A 22,387-nucleotide genomic window follows, 5' to 3' on the forward strand; every position below is an offset into this window, starting at 1 on the left:
CCCGAACAGAGAAGTTAAGCCCGGACGCGCCGATGGTACTGGGGTCACACCCGGGAGAGTAGGTGGCCGCCAACCCTATACCTAAGCCCTGTCCTTCTAAAGAGGACAGGGCTTTTGCGTTTGAGGAAATGTTAAAGGAGTTTAGAGTATTAACTTATGCTATTGATTGTTAAAATTGATAGACTATTTCACAGAACAATAAAAAATGGCCTAAGCTTTTAAAAGCTTAGGCCATTTTTTATTGTAAATAAATTTCTTCTTTACTTATAAATTAAGAAAACTGCAGGTTGTTTATGAATGTCAGGTAATTTGCCTTTCCACTGCTGTATAGTTTTAGTCTTAACATATTCGTGATCAGGAGAAGTGATATTTGCTGCAATACAAAGCTTTGTTTCAGGGTGAAGTATGCTTAACAGATCTTCCAGTAATTTATTATTACGATATGGGGTCTCCATAAATATTTGAGTCTGATTACGCTGTTGCATTTCTTTCTCTAATTGGCGAAGCGCTTGTAAACGTGGGCCTTTATCAATAGGCAGGTATCCATGAAAAGCAAATTGCTGACCATTAAACCCACTCGCCATTAAACTTAAAAGTATGGCTGACGGACCAGCAAAAGGAATTACTTTAATATTTTGCTGGTGTGCATATTTCACTACTTCTGCCCCTGGGTCTGCAATACCCGGGCAACCAGCTTCTGAGATTATACCTGCATCAATACCTTTCTCTACTAATGGATTTAAAGATGCTTGTACTTGTGCTGGAGTAGCGTCTTTGTCAATCTGAATAAAGTTAAGTTGTTCAATTACAAGTTCCGGGCAAATCATTTTTACAAAGCGGCGTGCTGTGCGCAGGTTCTCAACTATAAAGTAAGTTAAGTTTTGCACGGTATCTTTTACCTGCGGAGAGATAACCTTATCTGCTGTTCCTTCTGCGAGTATAGTTGGTATGAGGTATAAAGTGCCGGTCTTTTTCATAATGCAAAAGTATAAAGTATAATGGACTTGAAAACAGAAAGCTGCCACCGCTACTTTGCAATGACAGCTTTCATACATAACTTTTTAAAAGTACCGATGAGTGCTTAATTATTCTGCACTCAGGAAAGTTGTAACTAAGTCGTAAACTTGGTCCGGCGCTTCGGCGTGTACCCAATGGCCGGCCTGTGGTATAGTTTCTATTTCTACTAATGTAAATAGATGCTCTATATTACTATATATATCTTCCGGCAAAATGTAACGTGATCTGCCACCCTTTATAAACAGTGTATGCTTTTTGAATGGAATATCAGAAGTTATTGGTGCTGCAATCTTCTCGTAATTTTTCTCAATAGCATCCAGGTTCATGCGCCAGCCAAAGGTGTTGTCCTCTTTGCGATACAGGTTCTTCATTAAGAATAAACGCACCTCATCTTCCTTTATAGTTTTTGCTAATTGTTCATCTACGTCACTTCGGCTTTTTACATTGTTGATGTCCAGGCCTTGTAAAGCATCTATGATCTCGTCGTGATGCGGTGGGTAGGCTTTGGGTGCGATGTCTACAACTATTAGTTTGGTAATGCGAGTCGGATATTTAAGAGCGTAGTTCATCGCTACTTTCCCACCCATTGAATGGCCCATAATAGCTGGCGTAGGAATTTGTAAGTCATCTACCAGTCGTAGTACATCTTCGGCCATGGCATCATAATCATGCTGTTCGGAATGTGGTGAGCGACCGTGGTTGCGAAGATCGACAAGGAATACGTTGTAATGTTCTGCCAGGCGTTTTGCTAAAGTTGCCCAATTATCTAACGTGCCAAACAAACCGTGCAGAATTAGCAGCGGCTGTCCATGACCCATTTCTTTATAGTGTAGTTTCATTTTGTCAATTAACAGTAAATAATAAATCCTTACGGTTGAATAGTAAGAATGATTAGGATCAATTAGACCATCCCGGATTAAGCTTTTGCCATTCCCCTATAGCTATTAGTAATGTTGCGAACTTTGTCTACGCCAGCTCTCTCGGATAAATAAATAACAAAATCTGCCACCTTATTCTGTTTAGCAAGCTCTGATAAGTCAAGAACCAGTTTACTTGTGTTGTAATTTACTATAGCCACTTCTGAGGTTCGTAGTGAAACAAGTAGTGCCGCAATTCCTGCAAAAGCTGGAATAACAGGAACGACTATTTCTTCAATGTAAATTCTTCCCTGTTCGTCTGATATAAAGAAATCAAATATAATATAAGAGTAAAATAGAGAGAAGACTAGACAACCAAGTCCAAATAAAAGTAATAAAAGCCAGTTTTTGATCACCTTCCCACGTTTAAACTCTATTGAAGCAATATCTGAAAACGGAATGGACTTATAGTTATATCTACTCCGCAGAAGGTGTATGCCATCATTGTTTATACCAAACTGCTCTGTAAAATGTATGTACTTGTCCATATTCCTACATTACTCTGATTAACTTCTGATTATTTAACTTTTCCTTCAGAACCCCCAACGGCTGAAGGTCTAAGTTATACTTTGCAAACAGCTGTAACACTTCTTCGCGGCCAGCAGGATCAACAGCGACTAATAAGCCTCCACTAGTTTGCGGATCGCAGAGCAGGTGTTTCTGATCTGGGGTAAGGTCTGCTATTTTGTGGCCGTAGCTGTCGAAGTTGCGGTGCGTGCCGCCCGGTATCGCTTTTTGTGCCAGGTACTCCAATGCTTCCGGTATTACAGGTACTTTATCAAAGTATACTTCAGCAGTTAAGTTGCTGCCTTCGCACATTTCGGACAAGTGGCCGAGCAAACCGAAACCTGTTACGTCGGTCATGGCTTTTACCTGTGGCAGTTGGCCTAAGTCAGCGCCTATCTTGTTTAACTGCATCATTTGCTGTGGTGCAAGTTGTGCATGCTCTGGTTTAAGTATTGCTTTTTTTTGGGCAGTGGTAAGTATGCCTACACCAATGGGTTTGGTTAGGTATAGTTCGCAGCCTGCGGTGGCTGTGTCGTTACGTTTCAGGTTGGGGATGTCGAGCATGCCGGTTACTGCTAAACCAAAAATAGGCTCAGGGCTGTCGATACTGTGACCGCCGGCTAACGGTATACCTGCTTCGTGGCAGATACTGCGGCTACCTTCAATTACACGCTTGGCAACTTCCGGAGCTAGTTTATCTATAGGCCAGCCAAGCACTGCAATTGCCATCATCGGGTTTCCGCCCATCGCATAGATATCCGAAATAGCATTAGCCGACGCGATACGACCGAAATCATAAGCATCATCCACGATCGGCATAAAAAAGTCGGTAGTGCTGATAACAGCGCGGCCATTGCCAATGTCGTACACAGCGGCATCGTCGCGGGATGAGTTGCCTACCAGCAGCTTATCGTTCTCAGGGTAGGTGATATCAGAATGAAGTATAGCATCGAGAACCTTTGGGGCAATTTTGCAGCCGCAACCGGCACCGTGGCTATACTGGGTAAGTTTTATATCTTGTGTGGATGTCTCTTCCATGGTTAAATCAGTTTGTTGGTTTGTGCAAAGGTTAGTATCTGCTGTGCGTTCTCTTCAGGGTCTATACTTTGCAATGGCAGCGTAAGCACCTGCTTTTTTGTGTTAAGCTGAAAATGATAAGCTTTGTCGTAATAGGTAAGCGCGATCTCTACCATCTTTTCCATATCGCCGGTGGCAATAGCATCCAGGGCTTCTTGTGTAGCTAAGCCTCCAAGTCGTTTCTTAATTCGAAGTATAGCTGCTTCCAGTATGGCTTTATCGGTGCGGCAATATTCGTGGGCCAGCTTTTGTACGCGCAGGTGTTTGGGTACATCGATAACTATAGTTGGCTGCTCCTGCATAGAAGTATAAAATGCATGCGGAAGTGTTATGCGGCCAATGGTTATACTTTCATCTTCGAGCCAAAGCGGTTTTTGCGTGTCCAGTTTCATCAGTTCAGAGCCAAGCAGATTCTCAAAATGCTCTGTAGTTGGCTGTGCCGGCATGCCTATACTTCCGAAAGAAGACCCTTTATGGTTTGCCAGTCCTTCCAGATCTATAGTTTGCTGACCGGACTGTTGCAGGTAAGGCAGGAGATCGGTTTTACCGCTGCCCGTAAAGCCGCTAAGTATAAGGATAGACCTTGGTTTAGCAAACTGCTCCTGTATAAAATGGCGGTAAGCTTTGTAGCCGCCCTGCAGCAAATGCACTTTAAAACCGGCAAAGCTCAGGAGCCAGGCCATGGCCCCGCTTCGCATACCGCCGCGCCAGCAATGCAGCAGTACTTCTTTATCCGGGGCAATTTTAGTAGCTTCTTTTACAAACTGAGACATCTTGGGCCCGAACAAGTCCAGACCTAATAACACTGCCGGATCGTGGCCCTGTTGCTTGTAAGATGTACCAACTATAGCCCGTTCTTCATCAGAGAAAATAGGGAAACTTTGCGCTTGAAGTATGTGGCCAGCTTCGTACTCTTTGGGTGCGCGCGCATCCAGTACAGGCAGCTTTTCAGCTTTCTGCAGAAACTCTTCTATCGTGATGGAGTTTATCAAAGTCGGTTATTTAAGCTGGCGCAGGTATAGCTGTATCGTGTTCTCCAAGCCAAGGTATAGCGCGTCGCAGATAAGGGCATGACCTATACTTACTTCAAGCAAGCCCGGTAGGTTCTCTTTCAAGTATTTAAGGTTGTCCAAGTCCAGGTCGTGGCCGGCATTAAGACCAATACCCAATTCCTGTGCTCTAAGAGCCGCTTTTAAATAAGGTGCTAGGGCTGCTTCGCGGTTGGTGTGGTAGTGGCGGGCGTAATCTTCGGTGTATAGTTCTACGCGGTCGGTGCCAACTATAGCTGCACCTTCAATCATGCTTTCTAGCGGGTCCACGAAAATAGATGTTCGGATTCCCAGGCCTTTCATCTCTGAAATGATATCCGTCAGGAAGTCTTTGTGCTTTATGGTATCCCAGCCGGCATTCGATGTAATCGCATCTGGTGCATCGGGCACTAAAGTTACCTGCTCCGGTTTTACGTCTTTTACAAGTTTCAGGAAGTCCGGAGTTGGGTTGCCTTCTATGTTAAATTCGGTAGTAACAATTGGCTTAAGGTCGTATACATCCTGGTAACGGATATGGCGCTCGTCGGGGCGGGGGTGCACTGTTATACCCTGCGCTCCGAAACGCTCGCAATCCTTTGCCGCCTGCACTACATTTGGCCTGTCGCCGCCACGGGCATTCCGTAGCGTAGCTATTTTGTTTATATTTACACTCAGTTTGGTCATGTTGCTGGTTGGCCGGTTATACTCCCGGCTATAGTTATTATAAACGAGATGACTAAATTAATGGAAATTTAAATAAGATGTTATGCCCGGTGCGTTGCCGCAATAGCAAAAGCTCCGTAGAAGTAGCATAAGACTTGTGCTGATACATACTATAAAACATTAGAAACTATGACCTTAAAAGAAAGAGTAGAAGGCGATATAAAGCAGGCGATGCTGGCGAAAGATAAACCACGTTTGCAGGCTTTAAGAAGTATTAAATCGCTGATACTGCTGGCTGAAACCGAAAAAGGCGGCAGCGAAGGCTTAACTCAGGACACTGAATTAAAACTGCTGACGAAAGCAGCAAAGCAACGCCGCGAATCGGCAGAAGTATATGCGCAGCAAAACCGTGAAGACCTGGCGCAGATCGAGCTTGGTGAACTTGTTGTAATTGAAGAATACCTGCCAAAGCAACTGGATGAAGGCGACCTGCGCTCAAGATTGCTGGAAATCATTCAGCGTGTAGGCGCAACCGGACCATCGGATCTGGGTCGTGTAATGGGAGTAGCATCTAAAGAGCTGGCTGGGCAGGCAGATGGCCGTGCTATTTCTTCGGCGGTAGGTGCCTTACTTAACAACACCGATTTTTAAACTGGAAGTACAAGTATAGCCCACTTTATAGTTGGCACACTATATTGATTATAGTTATATTAGCGCTGCTGCATTGGCTTTACACCTGTGCAGCAGCGTTTGTATTTATACTTATACTTTGCCATTGTGAGTACCTTCGATTATTTCCTGATCATTCCTATTTTGTTTGGTGCATTTATGGGCTACCGAAAAGGTTTGCTCCTGGAGTTTATGTCGCTATTTGCTTTGGTGGTAGCTATAGTTGGCGGACTAAAGCTGCTGAATGTGGCATTACCTATAGTTAGAGATTTTGTTGGCGATGTGGGTGGCGTGCTGCCTTACCTGACTTTCCTGATCGTTTTCATCGGGATCATATTGCTGGTTTACCTGCTAGGCTTCATCCTGAAAAAAATTATCGACTTTACACCCTTTGGCTTTTTCGATAATTTCCTGGGAGCTGTACTTGGTGCTATAAAGTGGTGCTTTGCCATCAGCCTGTTACTCTACGTGTCCGAAATGGCCGGCATCAGCATCACCACCGAAACCGCTGCTGAATCTATAGTTTACCCGGTGGTATTAAAAGCTACGCCTTACGCCTTGGATATCCTGAGTTATGTGCTTCCGTTTGTTAAGACGTTGATTTCTTCGTTGAAGGGGTTCTTTTAGGAGGATTAGTTATAGTTGTAACAATGCATAAGCTTCAATGAAAGTATACAAGGCAAAACGTAAAGGCCCTGTTCCCTACATGATAGCGGTTCTTGTGTTATTGCCGCTCGTGGTTTATAGTTTAGATGTAGAGGCTTTTTCGGAGCGGCCGTACATGCTTCTGCCTTTGCTGGTTCCACTGGTACTGCTTTTGTCGATATTCTTTGGCACCTGGTATAAGATAGGCGATGGAAAGCTAAAGTACAGATCCGGATTTATTTGGGGCGAAATCAACATCAGCGACATCAGGCAGCTTATAGTTGGGGATACCATGTGGTCGGGCCTTAAGCCAGCAATGGCAAGTAAAGGCATTATTGTGAAGTATTACCGCTATGATGAAATTTATATTGCCCCTGAAAACAATGAGGAGTTAATTGAAGATCTGAAGGTGCTAAACCCAAGTATAGAAGTTGTTTATAAGAAGTAAAATATTCCCTCATCTCCAAATCTCCAAATTACACATGCTTCTCCTGCTCGATAACTTTGATTCGTTTACCTATAACCTGGTAGATTACTTTGGGCAGTTGGGTGTGGAAGCGCATGTGGTTCGGAACGATGTGCCATTGTCGGAGATAAAGAAGCTGCCAATTGAAGCTATAGTTCTGTCGCCGGGGCCGGGAACACCGAAGGGGGCAGGTGTGCTGATGGATGTGATACACGAATACCACGAGCGTGTGCCAATGCTGGGAATCTGTTTAGGGCACCAAGCGCTGGGCGAGTTCTTTGGGGCAAAGCTGGAAAAAGGCGAGAAACCGATGCATGGCAAGATCTCAGAAATAATCTGCGAGCCCGATCCGATCTTTAAAGACCTGCCAGCAAAAATGCCGGTTGTGCGGTATCATTCGCTGGTTTTGCGGCACACGCCTCCAACTATAGTTCCGCTGGCGCATACGGCTACAGGCGAACTGATGGCATTTAAACATAACTCGTTGCCACTGTATGCGTTACAATTTCATCCGGAAGCAGCGCTTACTACTTATGGCTTAGAAATGCTTCGAAATTGGGTTAGTATTGCTAATATTGCAGTATAATTAATATCTTTTGTATAGTTTACCCCTTATGGATCTACAAGTAAGACAAGAAGGCGAATTTCAGTATATTGATGAAGGACAGGGTGAGGTATTATTGTTGCTTCACGGATTGTTTGGGGCGCTGAGTAACTGGAAAGGTGTTGTAGACCATTTTTCGCAGAACTATCGTGTGGTTATTCCACTGATGCCGATCTATGAAATGGCCTTGCACAAAGCCGGCGTACCCGGTCTGATGCATTTTGTAGAAGACTTTGTGAAGTTTAAAAAGCTGGATGATCTTACCTTGTTAGGTAACTCGCTTGGCGGACACGTAGCCCTGGTGTATACCTTAAACAACCCCACAAAAGTAAAGCGTTTGGTACTAACTGGCAGCTCCGGTTTATTCGAAGACTCGATGGGTGGCTCGTTTCCGAAGCGTGGTAACTATGAGTATGTGAAAGAGCGCGTTGCCTACACGTTCTATAATCCTGAAACGGCAACTAAAGAACTGGTAGACGAAGTATTCAATATCACGAACAGCAATGCCAAGTGTCTGCGCATTATCGCGATTGCAAAATCGGCGCAGCGCCACAACATGGCCAAAGATATTACAAACATTAAAGTGCCTACCCTGTTAATTTGGGGACTGAACGATACCATTACTCCACCGCTGGTGGCACATGAGTTTAACAGGCTCATGCCAAATTCGGAACTATACTTTATAGATAAATGCGGCCACGCGCCGATGATGGAACATCCGGAGAAGTTTAATAGTATCTTAGAGAAATATTTAAGTAAAACTCCCGTAGAACAGACTACATGATAGCAGAAGAACTCATCAACCAAATGATACCACCGCTTAAACTCTATGATACTGTAGAGAAGGCGTTGCGTTGGATGGATGAGTTTCGGGTAAATGACCTGCCGGTGGTAAGCAACCGCAAATACCTGGGCATGGTTACCGAGCAAAACTTAGTGGATTTGCTGGACCGCAACCAGACCCTTAAAGATGTTGAACTGGAACACCCGGATGTGCATGTCATGCACTTTCAGCATTTTTATGATGTGATGGAAGCTGCTATCAAAAATAAAGTGCAGGTAGTGCCCGTGCTCGATGAGATACAGGAGTACATGGGTATTATAACTATAAACGATACACTGGCTGCTTTCGGGCAGATGTCGGCGTTACAGGGGCAGGGTAGTATACTGGTACTAAGTATGCCCGAGCGCGATTATAGTTTAAGCCAGATCAGTCGACTGATTGAAGAAGAAAATACCAAAATTCTGAGTGCGTATGTGTCGCCGGATGAACTGGATCCTTACAGTATAAAACTCACCCTTAAACTAAACGCTACCGATCTTTCGCGCATCATAGCTACTCTCGAGCGTTTCGAGTACCGTATTACCGCCCAGTTTCACGATAGTAGCACCTTCGATATCGGAAAGGACCGGCTGGATATGTTATTTAAGTACCTGGACATATAGCCGGTGCTGCGTTACGGTCTGCTTCTGGGTCTGCTTTTTAGCTGTATAGTTGCAGTTGCATCGCCATGTATAGTTCCGGTAGCCGTTATCCAGGAAGTAAAGTTACAGGGCAACGAAGTAACTAAAGACTTTGTACTGCTGCGCGAACTCACTTTTAACATTGGCGACTCCGTTCAAACTGAAAACCTGGAAAACCTGCTCGAAGAAAACCGGAAGCGTATCTATAATCTCCGCCTGTTCCATGCTGTAAACTATAGTTATACCTGCGACAATGGTCAGGTTGTAGTTACATATCAGGTAAAGGAGCGGGCCTACTTATTTCCTATTCCCATCTTCGATTTTGCTGACCGTAATTTTAATGCCTGGCTCGAGAAAAAAGACCTGCGCCGTATAGATTATGGCTTTATGTTAACCCGACGAAACTTCAGGGGTCGTAACGAAGATGTGCGCCTTCGCCTACAACATGGCTTTAACCGCCGGATTGAACTGTCTTACCGGGTGCCCTACCTGGCAGGCAGCCAGAATCTGGGGTATGAAGTTAGCGTAGCCGACTACCGCAGCCATACTATAAGCTACGACATCCGTAATAACCGCCAGTATTTTTATGAACAGGAAGAGGGGATGCCGATAAAGCGCACAGGTATAGGTGCTGCAGTTATTCACAGGCAAAGTGTTCAACGGCAATCGGCACTAAGGCTTTCCTATTACTACGAAGAGGTCTCAGATACTATCTCTAAGCTCAACCCGGATTACTTTAACACCAACTATACCAACCGAAACTATATCCGGCTGGACCTTACCCGGGTAATAAACCAGCGCAATACATTCGCGTACCCTTTAAGCGGCAGTTATTTCGATATTGGCATAGGCCATGCTTTTTTCCTGAACAATACCGGAACCGGTTTTACCACTGCCCGTGCCAAGTATGTAAACTATAGCGCATTGCCTCATAGGTTTTATTATACCATAGGCGCAGAAGTGCAGGCAAGGTTGGGGAGTAATTTTGCGGTCACCGATAATACGGCGCTGGGCTACAGGTCGCTGGTGCGTGGCTATGAACTATACGTGGTAGGTGGACAGCATTATGGGCTTTTTAAACAGGGGTTTTCCAAAGAGTTATTCAATTTAAAAGGCATCCATCTTAAATTTATCCGTAACCCAAAACTGAACACGATACCTTTGGCTTTATACCTGAATGCCTTTACCGATGCCGGCTATACCATAGATAACACGTACGGAGACCAGAATCCTTTAACAAACCGGCTGCTGATCGGTGGTGGTATTGGGGTGCATGTGGTAACATTTTACGATATTGTGCTGCGCGGGGAGTACACAGCCAACCGCGAAGGCAACCGTGGTTTATATCTGAACATGGGTTATCCTTTTTAAAGACTTGCTTATGAAGATTGCTATACTCGGAAAACCATTCAGCGAGCAGATCGCACCATTTATTCAGAAACTATTTGATGAGCTGTTGCGCCGCAATACTGACCTTATGCTGGTGGAGCACTTCCAACTATACCTGCAAAACACCTTGGATATACCCGGCGATATACCAACGTTTAAACGAGGCGATGACCTGACCGGGGTAGATGTAGTACTTAGTATTGGCGGTGATGGTACCCTGTTGGATACGGTTACTTATGTAGGCGCACAGCAAATTCCGATACTAGGCATAAACACTGGCCGCTTAGGCTTTTTAGCTACCATTTCGTACGATAGTATTAATGTTGCTTTAGACGCACTCTATAAAGGCCATTACACCTTAGACGACCGCGCACTAATACGGGTAGATTCCGATCAGGAGATTTTTGATGGCATTAACTTCGGATTAAATGAGTTTAGCGTACTAAAACGCGATAGTTCATCTATGATAGCCGTGCATACGTATATTGATGGTGAATATTTGAACTCTTACTGGGCGGATGGGTTGGTGGTAGCCACACCTACCGGATCCACAGGTTACTCGCTGAGTGCCGGAGGTCCGTTAGTGCTGCCACAGACCAACAATTTTGTCATTTCACCCGTATGTCCGCACAACCTGAATGTGCGACCCATGATCGTGTCAGACAGGAGCGTGATCTCTTTTGAAGTGGAAGGCCGTAGCAGCAGCTATCTTGCCTCTCTCGATTCCAGGTCAGTGCCCGTTGATATGAATGTCCAGTTAGCAGTTCGTAGAGAGAACTTCGTGGCCAGATTAGTAAAGTTACATCATGTTAACTTCTTATCTACGCTTCGTAGTAAACTCAATTGGGGTATGGATAACAGAAATCTCTTCCAGAAGTGATGTAGATTAAATATATGTAATATTATTTCTTTAATAATACATAATCTTTATTTTTGTCTTTGTAACTTAAGGAGAGGTATCTGTAAGTAACAGGAACTCACATAGCGTTTATTAATATGAGAAAACTTTGTACCCTTGTTCTGCTGCTTACTATAACCATGACCCTGGTGTCTACGGATGCAGAGGCTCAACGCTTTACGCTGAGAAAGCGGTACGCATCTGTTGGAGTGCACCTCGGTGCTATGAACTACTTCGGTGATATTGTACCTGAGCCGGATTTTACCAGTCTTCGCTTTAAGTCAACAAGACCAAACATTGGTATCAGTTATACGTATCGCTATTTTCCTCGTATTTCGGTGCGTGGTAGTTTTCATTGGGGACGTATACTTGGAGATGATATCAAAAGTGCTGCCCTCAACGAATCTGAGAACGCAGGACGTTACAGACGTAACCTGTCTTTCCGTAACGATATTAAAGAGCTGAGCGCAGTTGCTATAGTTGACCTTTTCGAGAACCGCCAAACATACCGTCGTCGTCCTGATTTTGTGCCATATGGTTTTGTAGGTATAGCTGTACTGCACCATAATCCTAAAGCATACTACGAAACAGGTTCACATCCAGGCTTAGTCGGCGATCAGGATATACCAACAGGCTGGTACGAGTTGCAGCCACTAGGCACAGAAGGACAACATGTTGAAGGAGGAGGTAACCCTGAACCCTATAAACGCGTTCAGGTTTCTATTCCGTTTGGTTTAGGTGTACGCTACAAAGTAGACAGATATTGGGATGTGAGCTTTGAAGTAGGCTGGAGAAAAACATTTACAGATTACCTGGATGATGCAAGTTCTGCCTATGTTGATAAATCTACCTTGTTAAGTTCTACAAATAATAGTCCTAATCGTCAGGCATCAGCTATTTTCTCTGACCGCAGTGCGGAAGGAGAATTTATACCAGTTGCAGACCCGAGCGGAACACCATATAAACACTTGAATGGTTACGGAACACCTGCAAACACACGTCGGGGCGATAAAACGGACAAAGACTGGTACATCGTTTCGGGCGTAAACATTAACTATATTTTAACACCTAGAATCAGAAGCCCTAAGTTTAGATAATAGAACACAGTACTGTGCGTTGTTACCTAAACTCTGTTTAGCGAATACATGACTTTACATAGAATCCAACTGGCACTCCTTATTTGTGTAATGCTGCAAATAGGGAGTGCTTTTTTTAGCACACAAGCTTACGCTCAGTACAAAGTATCTACCAGCGAAATAGGAGTAGGTATAGGTGGTGCCAACTACAAAGGTGAACTTGCCCCGGAATACCGTTTCCTGAATAACCAGCCGGCGCTTACAGTCTTTTACCGCAGAGACCTTACAAACACGTTTACAGCAAGAGGCGGGGTTATGCTCAGCCATCGTATTGTTGATGATAACACCATAGGTGACGGCGTGCAGGATCTTCCGCTTCCGGATTACAGGCAGGCAGAGTTACGCCTGAGTTTAGCCGAAGTATCGGTGGTAATGGAATATAATTTCCTTGATTATTATGACCTTTCACAAAAGGTAAGATTATCGCCTTACTTCTTTGCCGGTTTTGCAGGGCTTATCTATAACAAGAAGCTGACAACAGACAACCCAAGCCTTCCAAACCTGGACAAGCCTTTCGATACAGACCTTACAGTAAGTGTGCCTTTTGGTGTAGGTGTAAAATATGCCCTGAGCAAACACTGGAACCTGGGGCTGGAGTTTGGTACCCGCATTCTATTTAATGATAACATGGATTTTCTGTCGGAAGCAGATGGAAAGCATGTAGCCAATCCTTACGATAAAGACTGGTATTACTATAATGGCATCAGCATTTCCTACACTTTTTACAGAGCAAATTGCCCACCACCATACAGACGTCAGCCTGGTATATTAGATTAGCCATTTAATTTTTAATTAATTTATCTTGCTTTTTGTAACTTGCAAGGAAATTGTGGTTAAATGGAGCTTAAGGAGAAAGTAGATATAAACAATTTACCCAAGCACATTGCCGTTATAATGGACGGTAACGGGCGCTGGGCTAAGCAAAGAGGTGGTTTACGCATTTTCGGGCACAAGAGCGCTATTACGGCTGTGCGCGAAACAGTAGAGGCCGCCGCCGAACTTGGAGTACAATACCTTACGCTTTATGCTTTCTCAACAGAGAACTGGTCAAGGCCAGCCAGTGAAGTATCTGCGCTTATGCAGTTGCTGGTAACCACGATCCGGAAGGAAACTGCCACACTGAACAAGAATAACATACGCTTACAAACTATAGGTGATACCGAAAGTCTTCCGAAAAGCTGCCAGCAGGAACTTATGGAAGCTATAGAAATGACCAGTGGTAATTCGCGCATGACCTTGGTGTTGGCACTTAGCTATAGTGGCCGCTGGGAAATAGCGCAAGCTATGCGCAAGCTGGCAACCAAAGTAGAAAAAGGAGAGCTGAAGGCCACAGAAATTACGGAAGGTATGATAGCTGAAAACCTAGGGACGGCCGGTATGCCAGACCCGGAACTGCTTATACGTACCAGTGGCGAAATGCGGATCAGTAACTTTTTGTTGTGGCAGTTGGCTTATACCGAACTATACATAACAGAACTGCTTTGGCCGGACTTCCGGAAAGAGCATTTATACGAAGCAATAATATCTTACCAACGTCGCGAAAGGCGCTTCGGAAAGACCAGTGAACAACTAATCAAGTAAAATATTAATGACAAGATGCATCTGGGTGCTGTTTTTCCTGCTTCTGGCAGGCACAGCCTCTTCCCAAGTTCTTAACAACGCTACGCAGACAAACCCTGTTGATTACATGCAGCCGCGCCAGTATAAAATTGGCGGTATTACTGTAAGTGGAGCCAATTTTCTAGATCCGAATGCCCTTATCGGTGTAACAGGCCTGCAGGTTGGTGATGAGATTACAGTGCCAGGTGAAGATATCAGCCAGGCCATCCAGAAACTTTGGGCACAAGGTATTATTGGTGATGTGGATGTAAGCATCACAAAAATAGAAGGCGAATTGATATTCCTGGACTTTAACCTGAAGGAGCGACCACGTCTTTCACGCTTTACTTTTTCTGGCATTAATAAATCGCAGCAGGAAGCCCTGAGCGAAAAGATAAGCCTGCAGCGTGGAAGAACTGTAAACGATGCTACCCTGAACAGCACACGTACAGTCATTAAAAACTACTTTGCTGAGAAGAGCTACCTGAATGCTAAGGTAAGCATGACCCAGCGCCCTGATTCGCTTCTGCCGAACAGCGTGGTGCTTAACATCAAGATCGACAAAGGAGATAAAGTAAAGATCGGCGAAATTGAGATTGTGGGCAACGAAGCTTTTTCGGATAGAAAACTGGAAAAGCAGTTGAAGAAGACAAAGGAAAAAAGCATTCGTAACACGTTTTCTTCGTCTAAATTCCAGCGCTCAGAATACGAGAACGATAAGCAATTGCTATTGGATTTCTATAACTCTGAAGGCTACCGCGATGCTATTATAGTTTCTGACTCTGTTTACAGAATAAGCGATGACAGGCTGGGTATCAGAATAACAGTAGATGAAGGCAACCGCTATTATTACCGTAATATTACCTGGAAAGGCAACTACCTGTATGATGATGAATACCTGACTAAAGTGCTGGGCATCGAAAAAGGTGATGTTTACGACCGCCAGGAGCTTGATAAGCGCCTTACATTTAACCCGACAGGTATCGACGTATCAGCACTTTACCAAAATGATGGTTACCTGTTCCAGAGTATTGACCCTGTTGAAGTTCGTATTGATGGTGACTCGATAGACCTGGAAATGCGTGTGTACGAAGGTCCGCAGGCAACTATAAAGAATGTGGTTGTTACCGGTAATACCAAGACTAGTGAGCACGTGATCAGAAGAGAATTGCGTACACTGCCTGGCGAAAAGTATAGCCGCGAAGACCTGATCAGAACAAGAAACGAACTGGCTGCCTTAGGATATTTCGATCCGGAATCTATTGGCTTGCAGCCGATTCCGAACCAGGCAGATGGTACTGTAGATATTCATTACTCTGTAGTGGAAAGACCAAACGACCAGATCAGCTTATCTGGTGGCTGGGGTGGGCCTATTGGTGCCGTTGGTACAGTTGGTTTAACACTAAATAACTTCTCTACCCGTAAATTCTGGGATCTGGATGAGTGGACTCCGGTACCAAGCGGTGATGGCCAGCGCCTATCTTTAAACCTGCAGGCAAACGGTAAGTATTACCAGTCCTATTCGTTGTCGTTTACAGAGCCATGGTTAGGTGGCCGCAAACCAAACTCTTTATCGGTGAGCTTGTTTAAAACAGTTTATCGTCGTCCGGCTATTATGGAAGAAGAGTCGAAACTGGATGTGAACGGTGCATCTGTTACGCTTGGCAGAAGACTACAGTGGCCTGATAACTATTTCAACATAAGCCACTCTTTATCTTACAGCCGCTATACACTTAACAACTACCAGCAGCTGTTCCGCGATTTTACAGACGGTAGCTCTAACAGTATATCATTTATAAACACACTTTCACGTTATAGTATAGATAACCCGACGTTCCCGACACGTGGTTCGCAGTTATCGTTAAGCGTAAATTTAACACCGCCTTATTCGCTATTTAAAGAAGATGCAGGCAAGTATGAGTACATAGAATTCAACAAATGGATGTTTGATGCATCGTACTTTATAAACTTGGCAGGAAAATTGGTATTGAATACCAGAGCGCACTTTGGTTTCCTGGGCAAGTATAGCTCCGATGCAACTATAGGTCCGTTTGAACGCTTTAAAGTAGGTGGTGCAGGTCTTGGTGGTGGTAACGTGTTTGTAGGTACCGAGTACATTGGCTTACGTGGTTACGACGACGAGAGCATTGTAAATGAGAATGATCCTAACTTGCTGCAGGCAGGTGGTATTGCGTATAACAAGTTTGTAATAGAAATGCGTCAGCTTATATCGCCAAGCCCGGCTGCAACTATTTATGGTTTAGCGTTTTTAGAGGCAGGTAACAACTTTGGCTCTTACGAGAACTATAATCCGTTTAAGTTGTACCGCTCGGTGGGTGTAGGTGCCAGAATATTTATGCCGGCATTTGGCTTGTTAGGCTTTGACTATGGTTGGAGACTGGATGATGTGCCAGGTCAGCCGGATGCAAAACCAGGCATGTTCCACTTTATTATTGGCCAGCAGCTGCGCTAATTAAAAGGAATCAGTATGAAGAAATTTTTGTTCATCTTATTGGCAGGCTTTTTTCTGACCCATGTTTCCATTGCTCAGAAGATTGGGTATATTGATTCGAACTTTATACTTAGCAAAATGCCTGCTTACAACAAAGTACAGCAGGAGATGGACAAATATGCTGAGACCTGGCAGAAAGAGATAGAAGTGCTGCAGCAACAGGCTGATAAGCTGAAACAGGAATACCGTGCCGAAGAAGTGCTGCTTACTGAAGAAATGAAGAAGAAGCGCCAGGCCGAGATCAGTAAAAAAGAAACAGAAGTGCGGGATTACCAGCGCAAGGTTTTTGGCTACGAAGGCATGATGTTTAAGCGCCGCCAGGACCTGATGCGACCGATACAGGATGAAGTTTTTACAGCTGTAGAAAAAGTATCTAAATCGAAGCAGATCGCGATAATGTTTGACAAGTCCGGTGACCTGGTGATGATCTATACCAACCCGATACACGACTATACAGAATATGTGTTGGAAGAACTGGGGCTGGCATCTGATAAAGCAAATGCAAAAGGCAAACAACCTGCCGACACGCTGAAAGAGAATCCGGGTGATTTGCCGGCAGTAGGAGAAGAACAAAAGGAAGAGCCGCAACCGGCAGCACAACCTAAAAAACCAGCAACTAAAAAGAAGCCTAACAACTAACCTTTATACTTATTATTAATTAACCAACCAATGATGAACAAAATCAAAACCTTAGTAGTAGCGTTTTTACTGATCAGCTTTGCGTCTTTCGCACAAAGCAGCGACCAGCCCCTGAAGATTGGTTATACTAACGTTGAATACATTTTACTGCAGCTTCCTGAGAGCAAGCAGATAGAGTCGTCGCTTAAAGACCATAGCACACAGCTGGAAAACCAGCTGAAAGGCAAGTATGCTGACTACGAAGCTAAACTACAGGCTTACGAAAAAGGTGCTGCTACTATGGATAAAACTATCCGCGAAGACAAAGAGAAAGAACTGATGAGCCTGAACACTTCTATCCAGGAGTTTCAGCGTAACGCACAGCAGTCGCTTCAGCAGAAAGAAAAGTCTTTAGTTGACCCGGTTATCGCTAAGATCGACAAGGCTATTAAAGATGTAGCAAAAGAGAATGGTTATACTTACGTTATCAGCAACCAGGCGCTACTGGCAGGTCCTGAGGATGGCGATATCTCTCCGCTTGTACTTAAAAAATTAGGTGTTGACCCAACTAAAGCGAAGGCTGCTGAGCCAGCTGCTGCTAAACCAGCAACTACACCAGCTAAGACGCCTGCTAAAACACCAGCAAAATCTAACACCAAGAAGAAAAACTAATAACGTATTTTCTTATAGTTTTGAAAGCCGATGTGATAAACTTCGGCTTTCTTTTTATTTATAGTCTATAGTAGCACAATACCCGTGGCAGATTACGAAGAACAGGATATAACAGCAGAAGATTCGGACGAACTATACGAGCACCATCGCATTGTGGTGGATAAAGGGCAGGCCCTGCTCCGCATCGATAAATTTCTGATGGACAGGCTGGCAAATGTTACCCGCAACAAACTGCAGGAAGCCATTCGTGCAGAATCGGTGCAGGTGAATGATAAGCCGGTTAAGGTTAGTTATAAAGTAAAGCCGCTGGATGTTATAACTATAACGCTGGCTGAGCCTCCGCGCGATACGGATATTGTGCCGGAGAATATCCCGCTAACTATAGTTTATGAGGATGAGGAGTTGCTGCTGGTAAACAAAGCTGCCGGCATGGTAGTGCATCCTGCTTATAACAACTGGACGGGCACCCTGGTAAATGCGCTTACTTATTATCTGCAAAACCTGCCAACAAGCCGCAATGGCGAAGGCCGTCCGGGCCTGGTGCACCGCATCGATAAAGATACTTCCGGGTTACTGGTAATCGCTAAAACCGAATATGCCATGGCTTTTCTGGCGCGTCAGTTTTATGAACATACTATAGAAAGGACTTATTATGCTTTGGTATGGGGAATACCAAAGTCTGATTCCGGAACTATAACCGGGCATGTGGGGCGCAGCGCTAAAGACCGCAAGGTGATGACGGTTTACCCGGATGGATCTTACGGCAAGCATGCTGTGACGCATTATAAGGTGCTCAGACGCTTTAAATATGTGTCGTTGGTGCAATGTAACCTCGAGACCGGAAGAACGCACCAGATACGCGCGCACATGAAATACATAGGTCACCCGCTTTTCTCGGATGCTACCTATGGAGGCGATAAGATTGTATATGGCACACCAAAGGGCACATACAAAGCTTTTGTAGATAACGCCATGAAACTGATGCCCCGGCAGGCGCTACATGCCAAATCACTGGGCTTTATTCATCCGGTAACCAAACAGGAACTGCATTTTAATTCAGAGCTTCCCGAAGACTTTACAGCTGTGCTGGAGAAATGGGAATTGTATGAGAATGAGTCGTAGAACTATAGTTGTGACATTAAATAATTAACAATCAAATAATTTAATGTCGCTTCCCAAGTTTATCGTCTTCGTCAACAGTTTTCTGGCCGGGGATGATCAGGCGTAATACAAGATAAACTACAGGAGCTAAGGCAAGGATCAGGATAACCATCAGAATTACTTTCAGCGCCTTTACAAAAACGGAGATGATGATAGCAGAAAGTATGATGGAGATGATAAAAAGTACCCAGAAGTTGATGGTTTGCCGGCTCATGTTTAGAGGAGTTGGTTTATAGTTTATACTTGAGTTTCGGGGATTGGTTTGTTTAGCACCAATTGCCACCTGAACGCCCACATCCAGCGCAAACTATAGTTGGTAATACCAGCCTGGTCCAGCAACTGCTGTAGTTCACCTCTCTTAAAAGCCCGCCAAACCGAAAGCGGAGCATCGTTCTGCACTAACCTGGATCCTGAAAAAAGCTTTGTAATGTATTTAATGGAGTAATAAGCAAACCAGTGGCGATGCAGATCATTGACGATAACAGCAACCTTAGCCTGGCTGTATAGTTGCCGGAATAACTGCACCAACTGCTTATCGGTGAAATGATGGCAGAAAAGGCTGCAAACTATAATATCGTACTGTTGCTGGGCAAATTCTGATGAAAAGACGTCGTGCTGGGCTATGGTGATGTTGTTATAGTTGCGGCAATGCTCCCGGGCATAGTTTACCATAAAATTATTGGCATCTATTCCGGTTAGCTCAACAGCAACACTTTTGCGTTTTGCCCATTTGGCTATAGTTGTAAGCGTATCCCCGCCGCCGCACCCGATGTCAGCTATAGTTACAGGTTGGTTTTTATAGTTGTTAGTTAGCTTATCCAGCGCATCCAGCACTACTTTGTGGCCGCCCAGCCAGTTGTTAATTATCTCCAGTTCCCGCAGGTTTTTCCGCAGTTCCTCCCCGCTCAGGGTAAGGTCATCCATTAACTCAGGTTGGTTACTCCGCAGCGCCAGCATAATGTACTTTTAGTAACATCGATTCCAGGGTAAGGCCGGGGCCAAAGGCAAAGCTCAGTACCGGCTCATCTTTCTCATCACGTGTCAGGTTATCCATCAGCGCCTTCAGTACAAACAGCACCGTTGCCGACGACATATTTCCGAACTCTCGGAGTACCTGGTAAGCATAGCGGTTATCGTCGCGGGTCATGCCCAATTCCTGTTCTATTACTTCCAGTATGCGGCGACCACCCGGATGAATAGCGTATAGTTTAACTTCTGCTAATGTGGTTTTCAGGCCTTGCAGTAAACTATCAGTCAGTTGTTTTATACCGGATTTGATAAGGTCAGGCACGTAGGAGGAAAGCGTCATCTCAAAGCCGGTATTACCAATGTGCCAGGCCATGTCGCGCTTGCCGGCCGGGGCCAGGTCGCAGTGGAAAGACTGTAGTTCCAGGCTTATTTCGTTACACGGTTTTCCTTGCATCAGTACGGCTGCGGCGCCATCTCCAAACAGGGCATTCGATATCAGGTGGTCCTCTTCGGGGTTGTTCTGGAAATGGATGGTGCAGATCTCGGTACAAACTAACAGCACATTCGCATCAGAGTTGGCTTTACAGATCGCATCGGCAAGTTTTATAGCGTTAAAGGCGGCATAGCAACCCATAAAGTTTACGGCAGTGCGCTGCACCGTAGCCGGCAGTTCAAGTCGCTCTACCAGCTCAATGTCCAGGCCGGGCGCATACATGCCGGTGCAGCTAACCGTTATCAGGTGCGTGATGTCGGAGAGAACTATAGTTGGGGTTTGTTCTAAACAATTACGTACTGCTTTTTCAGACAAGTCGACAGCGTGATGTTTGTACACATCCATGCGCTGCTGCACCGTCGGGAAAGGCGCTAAAGTTGGGGTATTCGGGTAAAACGTGAAATCTCCGTTCTGGCGGGTATAATCCTGTAACACACTGTAGCGCTGCCCAATGCCCGACACACGGTAGAGTGCTTTTAATTTCCGGGTGTCCTGCTCATCGAACTGTAAGGCACTAGCCATAAAGTCGGCTACCTGCATCTGCGGTATTACATGTGGAGGGTTGGCCGTTCCGATGGCGCAAATGTAGCTTTTCATGCAGGTTTCAGGTGATAGATATACAGTACGGTTGTATAGTTGCCTGTTGTACGAATGCCTGTGCACATTAGATATAATGCTACCAAACTATAGTTAGAAAGGTACGCCGTGAGTCTTGCGCATTAACAGTTGTAGGGCAGCAGGTAATCGTCTCAGAGTTTTTATAGTTACTTCAGAAAGAACAGGGTGGCCGAACAAATGTTGTATCGTTCTGCCTGCCTGCAGCCGGTTGGCAAATTGCTTTTTCCAGGCGTGGCTATAGTTGGCTTCGAGTTGCTGCCGGTCATGGCCGTTCTTAAGATATTGCCATGTGTGCTCTGCTGCCAGTTTGCCGCCGTGTATGGCCATAGCCATGCCGTTTCCGCAAAGTGGCGTTATCATGCCGGCTGCGTCGCCGCACATCAGCATATGATCTTCAATACAGGTTTTGGTTGCAAACGATATTTCATTGATCACCTCGGGATGGGCGTATAAAAATTCAGCTTCGGCAAATATCCGGCGCAGGTGTGGATTTTGGTGAAGTACAGCCTGTTCCATAGCAGCTATAGTTCCGTGCTGTTTCAGGTTTTGGCGGGTAGTAAGGTAGCAAAAGCAGTAGGTGTCGTTCTCTATAGCCGAGATGCCCGCGTATCCATCTTTAAAGTTATGTAGTGCAATTACGTCTTTTGACTGACTATACCTTAAGTGATATTTTACGCCGATGTACGGGGAGCGCTTTGTGAAAAAACTGCGATTCAGCTGCCGGTCTAAGGTAGCACGTTTGCCGTAGGCCCCTAACACTATAGTTGCCGTCAGTTGCTCCCCATTACTTAACCTCAAAAGAAATCTGTCTTTCTCGAAAACAACATCCTGCACTGCTGTGTTAAGTTTAAAAGTAACCCCTTTTGCCTCAGATAGTTGGTATAAGTAATTGTCTAATGTGTATCTGCTGATGCCAAAGCCGCCAAGGTCCAGGTTTGCCTCTAAACTATAGCCGGAAGGGGCGGTAAGCAGAAAGCGGTTGATGTGGGCAGGTTGCAGTTGATCGAGGTCGGCGCCAAGGCTTTTTAGGTAAGGTAGCACCTCGTTGGATACATACTCGCCGCAGACACGATGGAAAGGATATGTTTTTTTCTCGATAAGCAGCACCTGTATACCCTGCTGAGCCAGGAAAAGCGCGCTGGTAAGCCCGGCAAGGCCTCCGCCAACAACTATAACAGGCCAGTGAGGTATATTTGTTTTATGCAATATGGCAGGTGCTAAAATTTGGTGAATAACCCCTTTTTATAGGGTATAATGCAATAACT

25 protein-coding genes and 1 rRNA gene are annotated in these 22,387 nt (G+C 44.9%); 16 read left to right on the plus strand and 10 right to left on the minus strand.

Features of this window, described 5'->3' with window-relative positions:
• Positions 1-75 (plus strand): 5S ribosomal RNA (gene rrf, locus ABS362_RS19165); the annotation flags it as partial.
• Between the two features lie 185 nt (positions 76-260).
• On the opposite strand, the gene ABS362_RS10500 is transcribed toward rrf, so the two are convergent.
• From ABS362_RS10500 to ABS362_RS10525, 6 genes are all read right to left on the minus strand, one after another.
• Positions 261-977 carry an SAM-dependent methyltransferase gene (locus ABS362_RS10500; protein ID WP_350412426.1) on the minus strand — a complete coding sequence of 239 codons (717 nt, stop codon included), beginning with the start codon at positions 975-977 and terminating at the stop codon, positions 261-263.
• Between the two features lie 108 nt (positions 978-1,085).
• Complete coding sequence (locus tag ABS362_RS10505) at positions 1,086-1,856, minus strand: alpha/beta fold hydrolase (protein WP_350412427.1); 771 nt, start codon at positions 1,854-1,856, stop codon at positions 1,086-1,088.
• Between the two features lie 77 nt (positions 1,857-1,933).
• Positions 1,934-2,422: a hypothetical protein gene (locus ABS362_RS10510; RefSeq protein WP_350412428.1), complete on the minus strand. Its 489-nt coding sequence runs from the start codon at positions 2,420-2,422 to the stop codon at positions 1,934-1,936.
• A gap of 4 nt (positions 2,423-2,426) precedes the next feature.
• Entirely contained in the window at positions 2,427-3,479 is a 1,053-nt protein-coding gene (selD, locus tag ABS362_RS10515; RefSeq protein ID WP_350412429.1) for a selenide, water dikinase SelD, read from the minus strand.
• A 2-nt stretch (positions 3,480-3,481) separates the two neighbouring features.
• On the minus strand, positions 3,482-4,510 hold the full coding sequence (mnmH, locus tag ABS362_RS10520) for a tRNA 2-selenouridine(34) synthase MnmH (protein WP_350412430.1): 1,029 nt from the start codon (positions 4,508-4,510) through the stop codon (positions 3,482-3,484).
• Positions 4,511-4,516: 6 nt separating this feature from the next.
• On the minus strand, positions 4,517-5,230 hold the full coding sequence (locus ABS362_RS10525; RefSeq protein WP_350412431.1) for a pyridoxine 5'-phosphate synthase: 714 nt from the start codon (positions 5,228-5,230) through the stop codon (positions 4,517-4,519).
• Between the two features lie 168 nt (positions 5,231-5,398).
• Here ABS362_RS10525 and ABS362_RS10530 point away from each other — a divergent pair, with 168 nt between their 5' ends.
• The 15 genes from ABS362_RS10530 to ABS362_RS10600 all read left to right on the plus strand — a co-directional run bounded on the left by ABS362_RS10530 (position 5,399) and on the right by ABS362_RS10600 (position 19,003).
• On the plus strand, positions 5,399-5,860 hold the full coding sequence (locus ABS362_RS10530; RefSeq protein WP_350412432.1) for a GatB/YqeY domain-containing protein: 462 nt from the start codon (positions 5,399-5,401) through the stop codon (positions 5,858-5,860).
• Positions 5,861-5,947: 87 nt separating this feature from the next.
• Complete coding sequence (locus ABS362_RS10535) at positions 5,948-6,505, plus strand: CvpA family protein (RefSeq protein WP_350412433.1); 558 nt, start codon at positions 5,948-5,950, stop codon at positions 6,503-6,505.
• 37 nt (positions 6,506-6,542) lie between these two features.
• Positions 6,543-6,971 (plus strand): PH domain-containing protein, encoded by a 429-nt coding sequence (locus tag ABS362_RS10540; protein ID WP_350412434.1) that lies wholly within the window; start codon positions 6,543-6,545, stop codon positions 6,969-6,971.
• Between the two features lie 34 nt (positions 6,972-7,005).
• Positions 7,006-7,575: an anthranilate synthase component II gene (locus ABS362_RS10545; RefSeq protein ID WP_350412435.1), complete on the plus strand. Its 570-nt coding sequence runs from the start codon at positions 7,006-7,008 to the stop codon at positions 7,573-7,575.
• A gap of 28 nt (positions 7,576-7,603) precedes the next feature.
• A complete protein-coding gene (locus ABS362_RS10550) occupies positions 7,604-8,377 on the plus strand; it encodes an alpha/beta fold hydrolase (protein WP_350412436.1) in 774 nt (257 codons plus the stop codon).
• Positions 8,374-9,039 (plus strand): CBS domain-containing protein, encoded by a 666-nt coding sequence (locus ABS362_RS10555; RefSeq protein WP_350412437.1) that lies wholly within the window; start codon positions 8,374-8,376, stop codon positions 9,037-9,039. The genes ABS362_RS10550 and ABS362_RS10555 overlap by 4 nt, the downstream gene beginning before the upstream one ends.
• Positions 9,040-9,042: 3 nt before the next feature.
• Positions 9,043-10,428: a POTRA domain-containing protein gene (locus tag ABS362_RS10560; RefSeq protein ID WP_350412438.1), complete on the plus strand. Its 1,386-nt coding sequence runs from the start codon at positions 9,043-9,045 to the stop codon at positions 10,426-10,428.
• Between the two features lie 10 nt (positions 10,429-10,438).
• The gene (locus ABS362_RS10565) at positions 10,439-11,326 is read left to right on the plus strand and encodes an NAD kinase (protein WP_350412439.1); all 888 of its coding nucleotides are present in this window, start codon (positions 10,439-10,441) and stop codon (positions 11,324-11,326) included.
• Positions 11,327-11,442: 116 nt separating this feature from the next.
• Positions 11,443-12,441, plus strand: a complete 999-nt coding sequence (locus ABS362_RS10570) for a DUF6089 family protein (RefSeq protein ID WP_350412440.1) — start codon at positions 11,443-11,445, stop codon at positions 12,439-12,441.
• Between the two features lie 48 nt (positions 12,442-12,489).
• A complete protein-coding gene (porG, locus tag ABS362_RS10575) occupies positions 12,490-13,257 on the plus strand; it encodes a type IX secretion system protein PorG (RefSeq protein ID WP_350412441.1) in 768 nt (255 codons plus the stop codon).
• 60 nt (positions 13,258-13,317) lie between these two features.
• Positions 13,318-14,061, plus strand: coding sequence for an undecaprenyl pyrophosphate synthase (uppS, locus tag ABS362_RS10580; protein ID WP_350412442.1), 744 nt, complete (start codon positions 13,318-13,320; stop codon positions 14,059-14,061).
• 7 nt (positions 14,062-14,068) lie between these two features.
• A complete protein-coding gene (gene bamA / locus ABS362_RS10585) occupies positions 14,069-16,552 on the plus strand; it encodes an outer membrane protein assembly factor BamA (protein WP_350412443.1) in 2,484 nt (827 codons plus the stop codon).
• A gap of 15 nt (positions 16,553-16,567) precedes the next feature.
• Positions 16,568-17,230, plus strand: a complete 663-nt coding sequence (locus ABS362_RS10590; RefSeq protein ID WP_350412444.1) for an OmpH/Skp family outer membrane protein — start codon at positions 16,568-16,570, stop codon at positions 17,228-17,230.
• A gap of 30 nt (positions 17,231-17,260) precedes the next feature.
• Positions 17,261-17,881, plus strand: a complete 621-nt coding sequence (locus tag ABS362_RS10595; RefSeq protein ID WP_350412445.1) for an OmpH/Skp family outer membrane protein — start codon at positions 17,261-17,263, stop codon at positions 17,879-17,881.
• A gap of 84 nt (positions 17,882-17,965) precedes the next feature.
• Positions 17,966-19,003, plus strand: coding sequence for an RluA family pseudouridine synthase (locus ABS362_RS10600; protein ID WP_350412446.1), 1,038 nt, complete (start codon positions 17,966-17,968; stop codon positions 19,001-19,003).
• A gap of 40 nt (positions 19,004-19,043) precedes the next feature.
• Here ABS362_RS10600 and ABS362_RS10605 read toward each other — a convergent pair whose 3' ends face one another.
• The 4 genes from ABS362_RS10605 to ABS362_RS10620 form a co-directional block, all read right to left on the minus strand.
• Positions 19,044-19,256 (minus strand): hypothetical protein, encoded by a 213-nt coding sequence (locus ABS362_RS10605; protein ID WP_350412447.1) that lies wholly within the window; start codon positions 19,254-19,256, stop codon positions 19,044-19,046.
• Between the two features lie 23 nt (positions 19,257-19,279).
• Positions 19,280-19,999, minus strand: a complete 720-nt coding sequence (locus ABS362_RS10610; RefSeq protein ID WP_350412448.1) for a methyltransferase domain-containing protein — start codon at positions 19,997-19,999, stop codon at positions 19,280-19,282.
• The gene (locus ABS362_RS10615) at positions 19,980-21,101 is read right to left on the minus strand and encodes a type III polyketide synthase (protein WP_350412449.1); all 1,122 of its coding nucleotides are present in this window, start codon (positions 21,099-21,101) and stop codon (positions 19,980-19,982) included. The genes ABS362_RS10610 and ABS362_RS10615 overlap by 20 nt, the downstream gene beginning before the upstream one ends.
• 93 nt (positions 21,102-21,194) lie before the next feature.
• Positions 21,195-22,328 (minus strand): NAD(P)/FAD-dependent oxidoreductase, encoded by a 1,134-nt coding sequence (locus ABS362_RS10620; protein WP_350412450.1) that lies wholly within the window; start codon positions 22,326-22,328, stop codon positions 21,195-21,197.
• Positions 22,329-22,387: the final 59 nt, after the last annotated feature.

This window comes from Pontibacter populi, assembly GCF_040278685.1.
GTDB lineage: Bacteria > Bacteroidota > Bacteroidia > Cytophagales > Hymenobacteraceae > Pontibacter > Pontibacter populi.